We start from the raw sequence: 1,503 nt of genomic DNA, 5'->3' as shown, positions 1-1,503 counted from the left end.
CAATGCCGCTGACTTTGGGGTGAGTTGCTTGTAGCTTGTGGCTGGGAGGGTGCTGGTGCCACGGGCTGGGCAGGTGAAGCCGCCGGTTGAGGAGCGGTTGTCGGACAGGATCGCGTTGGGGGTGCTGACGCGGGCGTTCCCGGCGGAGTTGGTCGATGAGGTTGTTGCTGAGGCGGGCCGGGTTGAGCAGCGGAGTCGGTTGCTGCCGGCCCGGGTGGTGGTCTACTTCGTGCTGGCCATGTGCTTGTTCTCCGGGCAGGCGTATGAGGAGGTCGCGCGGCTGTTGACGGAGGGCCTGGCGTGGGCCGGCCGGTGGCGGGGCAGGTGGGAGGTGCCTTCCACCGGGGCGATCTCCCGGGCGCGTGCCCGGCTGGGGCCGGAGCCGCTGCGGGCGCTGTTCGCGCGGGTGTGTCGGCCGGTGGCGACACCGGACACGATCGGTGCCTGGTATCGGGGGCGGCGGCTGGTGGCGGTGGACGGCACGACCTTGGATGTGGCGGACACCCCGGCCAACGACGCGTTCTTCGGACGCCCGGGGTCCGGGCGGGGTGAGAAGAAGGGCGCGTTTCCGCAGGTGCGGCTGGTGGTGCTGGCCGAGTGTGGCACGCATGCGGTCTTCGCCGCGGCCACCGGGGCGTGCACGGTGGCCGAGACGGTGCTCGCCGACACACTGCTGCCGCACCTCCAGCCGGGGATGCTGCTGCTCGCCGACCGGGGCTTTCCCGGTTACGACCGGTGGAAGACCGCCGCCGCGACGGGTGCGGACCTGCTGTGGCGGGTGGCGTCCAACGTGGTGCTGGTGGTGCGCGAGCAGTACGCGGACGGCTCGTACCTGTCGGAGATCTTCACGGCCCGGGACAGGCGCCGCGCACACGGGCAACTGGTGCGGGTGGTGGAGTACACCGTCGCCGGCCATGAGGAGGCCGGCCCGATCCGGTTGATCACCACGATCCTCGATCCGGACCAGGCACCGGCCGCCGAGCTCGCGGCCTTGTATCACGAGCGGTGGGAAGTGGAAGGGGTGCTGGACGAGATCAAAGTCCACCAGCGCGGCCCGGACATGGTCCTGCGATCCAGATATCCCGACGGCGTCGAGCAGGAGGTCTACGGCTTCCTCCTCGTCCATCACGCCGTACGCCAGGTTATGCACGAGGCCGCAGCCCAGGCCGGGACCGACCCCGACCGGCTGTCCTTCACCCGTTCCCTCCGCGTCGTGCGCCGCCAGGTCCCCGCCCAGGCGGCTTTTTCCCCCTGACCGCCTCGCCGCTGCCTGGGACCGCACCCTCGCCGAGATCCTGCGACGCCTTTTACCGGTCCGCAGACTTCGCGCGTTCCCCCGCGTCGTCAAGCGCAAGATGTCCAACTGGGGCCTCAAACGCGCCCACCACCGCACCTGGCCGCAGCCCGTCGCCGCACCGGCCGAGGCGGTCACCATCGTTCCCGCGTCCAGGACCGCCCCGACCAAGCGAAAATCCAAGGCCACCACTTAAAGCAGCGGCATTG

1 protein-coding gene is annotated in these 1,503 nt (G+C 70.4%); it reads left to right on the top strand.

What is annotated here, in order from left to right; translation table 11 throughout:
- The first annotated feature begins 55 nt into the window (after positions 1 to 55).
- Positions 56 to 1,255 carry an IS4 family transposase gene (locus ABZ453_RS51280; RefSeq protein WP_359026975.1) on the top strand — a complete coding sequence of 400 codons (1,200 nt, stop codon included), beginning with the start codon at positions 56 to 58 and terminating at the stop codon, positions 1,253 to 1,255.
- The last annotated feature ends 248 nt before the right edge of the window (positions 1,256 to 1,503 follow it).

This window comes from Streptomyces sp. NPDC005799 (genome assembly GCF_040630525.1).
Classification (GTDB): domain Bacteria; phylum Actinomycetota; class Actinomycetes; order Streptomycetales; family Streptomycetaceae; genus Streptomyces; species Streptomyces griseorubiginosus_B.
This window is presented reverse-complemented; position numbering and strand designations above follow the sequence as displayed.